General features: G+C 68.0%; 4 protein-coding genes and 2 pseudogenes. 1 reads left to right on the top strand and 5 read right to left on the bottom strand.

All coding sequences use genetic code 11. From position 1 onward, the window contains the following. Positions 1 to 105: 105 nt before the first annotated feature. Positions 106 to 207 (top strand): annotated as a pseudogene (locus tag G9373_RS44615) (DUF4193 family protein); the annotation flags it as partial. Between the two features lie 114 nt (positions 208 to 321). Here G9373_RS44615 and G9373_RS44610 read toward each other — a convergent pair. The 5 genes and pseudogenes from G9373_RS44610 to istB all read right to left on the bottom strand — a co-directional run bounded on the left by G9373_RS44610 (position 322) and on the right by istB (position 4,251). Continuing rightward, positions 322 to 594 (bottom strand): hypothetical protein, encoded by a 273-nt coding sequence (locus G9373_RS44610; RefSeq protein WP_317613041.1) that lies wholly within the window; start codon positions 592 to 594, stop codon positions 322 to 324. 421 nt (positions 595 to 1,015) lie between these two features. Beyond that, positions 1,016 to 1,679 (bottom strand): annotated as a pseudogene (locus tag G9373_RS44605) (ScbR family autoregulator-binding transcription factor). Between the two features lie 258 nt (positions 1,680 to 1,937). After that, positions 1,938 to 2,126: a hypothetical protein gene (locus G9373_RS44600; RefSeq protein ID WP_009476026.1), complete on the bottom strand. Its 189-nt coding sequence runs from the start codon at positions 2,124 to 2,126 to the stop codon at positions 1,938 to 1,940. An 827-nt stretch (positions 2,127 to 2,953) separates the two neighbouring features. After that, positions 2,954 to 3,235, bottom strand: a complete 282-nt coding sequence (locus tag G9373_RS44595) for a hypothetical protein (RefSeq protein WP_206033946.1) — start codon at positions 3,233 to 3,235, stop codon at positions 2,954 to 2,956. A 242-nt stretch (positions 3,236 to 3,477) separates the two neighbouring features. Then, positions 3,478 to 4,251 carry an IS21-like element helper ATPase IstB gene (gene istB / locus G9373_RS44590; protein ID WP_029537648.1) on the bottom strand — a complete coding sequence of 258 codons (774 nt, stop codon included), beginning with the start codon at positions 4,249 to 4,251 and terminating at the stop codon, positions 3,478 to 3,480. Between the last annotated feature and the right edge of the window lie 19 nt (positions 4,252 to 4,270).

Genomic DNA, 4,270 nt, shown 5'->3' with positions numbered 1-4,270 from the left:
CCGCTGTTGCGTTCGTCACAGACACTAGCGTAAGGACCGCAGATAACCCGTCCATAGACGACACGCCGACGCTCCATCGACTCATTCATGCTGCGTCGCAGACGACCCCAGAAAGCCCCAGATAACACCTGCACCAGTTGCTTCCTCGTCCATCACCGCAGCCGACTCGCCGACCCCGTGCAGCTGACCTGCCGGGACTGCACCTAACCGAACACCGAACCACTGCCGGGCACCTCGGACGCCTTCGGGCTCCTCACCGCACGGGGCACCCCACATCCCCGGGGGCCGGGACCCGTCGGCGGGCGGCGCGGTGTGCGACCGTCACGCTCCCCGGTGCCGGCCGGATGTGCGCACGACCCGATCGCGGTCCGGGTCCGGGATGGGGTGGTGGAAACTCGGATCGATGGTCAGGTCCTCGGTGTCGGCGAAGACCAGTCGCCCGTCGTCGACCGCGATCGCCCACCGATGCACCGGCGCCCACTCGTGCCCACCACCACCGGGGTCGGTCACTGCCGCATAGTCCTCGATGATCTCCCCGATGACGTCGGCCGCGGCGCTCCTGCGGACCAGCACCCGGACACCGACCGTCAACACCGGGCCATCGACCGGCCGGTTGCCGCTGTTTCGGACCGTGCTGCGCCACCTTTCCGCTCCGCGAACACCCCGGGATCGAGCATAAGCACCGCCCGCACCCGGCACGTGAGCGGACCTACACGAACACCGCCCACGCACGCCGCGCTCCGCGGCCGCCCTTTCTCAACACTCCCGCCCCATCGCCGCGGCGCAGCAATGCCCCTGGCGGGCACGACACCCGGACCCGGCCGCTGCCCGGCACCGGCATCCCCACCCCGACGACACCGAGGCTCACGCACCCGCACCGGTGCGCGCTGGAGCAGGTCCGGTCACCGGCCGTACTCATCCCGCTGTTGTGCCGATCGCGGTCGCCGCGTCGTGCGGATGGTGAACTTATCGGTCTGCGGGAGCATGTACAGGTCATGTTGGCAGGCTGAGCGGACTAATCCTGACGGTCGGGCGATCCGGTGACGGGAACGTCGGTGCGGGCCGCCCGGATCCGCATCATGCCGGGATGCCGGGCGGTCGGCATGATCCGGCAGCAGGAATCCCCACATCTCGTCGACCCGCTGCTCGAGGTCCACGCGATGGGCCAGGACCTGGGAGACGGTCTGGACCCCGGTGAACGCGCCGATGACGAACCGCGCGAACGTCGGTGGGTCGATGGTGTCGACAAGGTCGCCCTCGGCGACCGCACGCGCCGCCAACGCTTGACAGGCGGCGATCCAATCCAAGTACGGGCCCGCGGGGCCACGGTCGTCGGCGCTGAGCTCGAGAGTGATGCGGATCCCGGCCCGCACGATCGGATCCTGCACGATCTGCCGGGCCATCTCGTGGCAGAGCATCACGATTTGCTCGATCGCCGACGCCTCCTGCGCGGCGATGGCCTGCACCGCGGAGATGGAGATCCGGTGCTGCTCGGCGATGATGTGCCGGGCCAAATCCTCCTTGGACCGGAAATGAAAGTACAAGGCCCCCTTCGTCATGCCCGCCGCCTCGAGGATCTCGACGAGACTGGCGCCCTCGAACCCGGACTTGTCGAACATTTCCGCTGCCCCGCGGACGATCTGCGCCCGGGTCACCACCGCCCGTTGCTGTTGCACCATCTACCGCACCTTCCGTGCCCTTCGCCGCTGCAGCCCTTGGTCAAGATTGGGAGCGACGTCGCCCCGGGGACTTTCGATCGCACCCCTGGCAGCCTGCGCGACGCTACCACCGGCACCGGCGCGCCTCACCTCCGGAAAATCCCGCGTCCACCTGCATGTGCACCGAAAGCCGCTCACACGAAAACAGACCACCGTGCCGCTTCTTCGGTGGGCGTCGCCCGGTCCGCTCCAGCGCCATCGCGGCTCGGCTGTGTGTCGCTATCGGTGGTCGCGGTACTGCTCGGCGATCTCGTCGGCGTCCCGGGCCAGCCAGGTCAGCTCCCCCACCGATTCATCCCCGGGCAGGAGCAGATCCGCCCATCGGCGCTGCGGCCCGCGGACACACACCAACGCCAACCCGGAATCGGACAACGTCTGCCACAGCTGCTCACCCGCCGACGACCCCATGTCACCCATTCAACCGCAACACACCACACTGACACGAGGAACAGACCGGCCAGTCCGACCTCGAACACCCGCCCCACCACCTGGCGCTGCTGTACACCACCCGCCGACGTCTTCTGGGCCCGGGCGGGTGGAGTTCGGGAGGATCGTTACCAGGCGAGTCGATCGGTTAGGGGTCGAATCCGCCCTGCCAGAACCAACACCCGCACTCGAATGCGCGATACCGCCGGGGACGTGCTTGCACCGACGGCCGCCAGCCGTACATCGGACAACCCGAGAAAGTCCTGTGGTGCGGGTCACACTTCGACGATCGGGGAGAGCGGCGGATCTACCCTTTCCTCGTACCGGAACACGAAGGAGCAGGTCGCGAAGCCAATACGGCGCCAGCCAAACCTGCACTGGCTAGGAGTGATCGGTGCACGTCTCGCTGGAATCCGTGGCTCCGGTCGAAAACTTCACAGGCAGCACATCCGAGGAGACATCACCGACGCCCACCACTCAGGTACACCAACGCGGAACCGCACCGCCCGACCGGAGTGCGCCTCCTCCCGGACGCGCACCCCGCGAGGAGCGCGGTCAAGGCATGCGCGTCGGGTACCTGATGTATGTCCCGGCGAGGCCCGGCCGGAGCGGACTACACTCCGACCGGGCCGCTTCGGCTCACCTGGGCGTGCCCGCATCTCGGGCGGCTTATGGCGCGTATGTCACAGCGGCCGAAATGGTTTCAGCTCTGTGGATCCTTCAGATGCAGGCTCCGCATCGAGGGCTCGGCCCGACCCGCACCGACAGCCGCGAACCACCCCACGCACTCCCGGCTTACGTCGTCGGCTTCACCCGACACAGATCAGGACACCCACGACCGCTACCGCGACCAGCGAGGCGCCGCCGCAGATCAACCACGCCCGCGTCGCCAGCTGCCGCCACCGATCACACCGCTCGTCCACATCCGCGACGCCGACCGAGCCCACCGGATTCGGATGGGACGCCCGGGACTCCGCGAGGCGGCGGACCTTCGCGTCCGCTCGTGCCGCCACACCCAACGAGACGGGCACCACCAGAAGCGCCACCACCAGCAGGCCAACCATGAGGATTACGCCCGTCCCGAACATCATCGTCCCTTCCACAGCAAACAGGGCCCGTCACGGGTATCGCGCGTTGATCACCGGCCACGCGAGGCCACGGGCACAACCACGCCCCTGTCAGCTCTATCGCCGAACTGCCCCCTGGTGTTTCTGTCAACGGACACGAGGAATCCCGGGCGGGCGGACATGAGATCTCCGGATCTGTGGACGTCAAAATTCCGGATGTGTGGTCGTTGAAGACCGGTGGCGGCCGGTGCCGTTGGTCCGCGTCGTTAGTCGAGTGGGTGCACGCCCTTGCCGGCGAGGGCGTCGGCGAGGCGGTGTGAATCGCCCTTGGTCACGATGACGTGGGCGTGGTGCAGGAGCCGATCGACAGTAGCGGTGGCCAGGGTCTTCGGCATGATCGTGTCGAATCCCGAGGGGTGAATGTTCGACGTCACGGCGACCGAGCGGCGCTCGTATGCGGCGTCGACGATGCGGTAGAACGCCTCGGCGGCGTCCTGGCCGGCGGGCAGCATGCCGATGTCATCGACCACCACGAGATCGCAGGAGCAGACCTTCGCCACCGTGCGGGCGACCGACCCGTCGGCCTTCGCCTTGTTCACCGTCTGGGTGAGGGTTTCGAGGGTGAACCACAGCACCCGCAGGTCGGCCTCGATCGCGGCGTGCGCGAGCGCTTCGACGAAATGACTCTTACCCGTCCCGGACGCTCCGGACACGGCCAGGTTCTCCCGGCGATGCACCCATTCGAGCGTGGTGAGCGCGTTCTGGGTGGCCTCGGGAATTGAGGATTCCTCCGGACGCCACGACGAGAACGTCTTGCCGGTCGGGAATTTCGCGTTCTTGCGGCGCATCCGGCGGGTGGCGGCGTCCCGGCCGACGACTTCCTCTTGCAGCAGCACCCGCACCACCTCGGCCGGGTCCCAGCGTTGGGCCCGGGCGGTCGCGAGCACGTCGGGGGCGGCCTTGCGCAGATACGGCAGCCGCATGCGGGTGCAGATCTTGGCCAGCTCGTCCGGGAGGGGCGGCGCCGAATTGCTGTTCATGCGCCCACCCGGCCCCATC

Origin of the sequence: Rhodococcus sp. A14 (genome assembly GCF_011603105.1) — a bacterium.
Classification (GTDB): domain Bacteria; phylum Actinomycetota; class Actinomycetes; order Mycobacteriales; family Mycobacteriaceae; genus Rhodococcus_F; species Rhodococcus_F opacus.
This window is presented reverse-complemented; position numbering and strand designations above follow the sequence as displayed.

What these genes read in the sequence shown, in the direction of transcription:
- G9373_RS44600 (WP_009476026.1), bottom strand. Translation starts at nt 2,126, where the DNA reads ATGGGGTCGTCGGCGGGTGAGCAGCTGTGGCAGACGTTGTCCGATTCC.
- G9373_RS44595 (WP_206033946.1), bottom strand. Translation starts at nt 3,235, where the DNA reads ATGATGTTCGGGACGGGCGTAATCCTCATGGTTGGCCTGCTGGTGGTG.
- istB (WP_029537648.1), bottom strand. Translation starts at nt 4,251, where the DNA reads ATGAACAGCAATTCGGCGCCGCCCCTCCCGGACGAGCTGGCCAAGATC.